General features: G+C 59.3%; 1 protein-coding gene. It reads left to right on the top strand.

Features of this window, described 5'->3' with window-relative positions:
- Positions 1–2 precede the first annotated feature (2 nt).
- Positions 3–418: helix-turn-helix domain-containing protein (locus tag MKZ40_RS17065; RefSeq protein ID WP_282628008.1), on the top strand; the 416-nt coding region annotated here is incomplete at its 3' end.

The raw sequence follows: 418 nt of genomic DNA, 5'->3' as shown, positions 1-418 counted from the left end.
TCCTGACCCTTGGCTTGGGCTTGCAAGCGCCTTGGAAACTCAAGGACCAGCATCTGGATACCACGTCATCTCCGCATCGTCTCGAGCTTTACGTGGAAGCCGACCGGGGGAGCCTTTATGCCTGCCCGGAATGCGGCAAGGCATGCCCGGCGCATGACTTTGCCGACAAGTCCTGGCGACACCTGAACTTCTTCCAGCATCATTGCTATCTCCATGCCCGCGTTCCTCGCACCCGGTGTCCAGAGCACGGCGTCAGGCGAGTCGAGGTGCCCTGGGCTCGCCCTGATAGTGGCTTCACACTGTTGTTTGAACAGGCTGCCATGTCGTTGGTCAGGGAGATGCCTGTGCTCGCCGTCTCTCGGCAATTGGAAGTCACTGACAAGCGTTTGTGGCGCATCGTGCATCATTACGTAGGCCG

The sequence above is a fragment of the Cobetia sp. BMC6 genome (assembly GCF_029991385.1).
Taxonomy (GTDB): Bacteria; Pseudomonadota; Gammaproteobacteria; order Pseudomonadales; family Halomonadaceae; genus Cobetia.
This window is presented reverse-complemented; position numbering and strand designations above follow the sequence as displayed.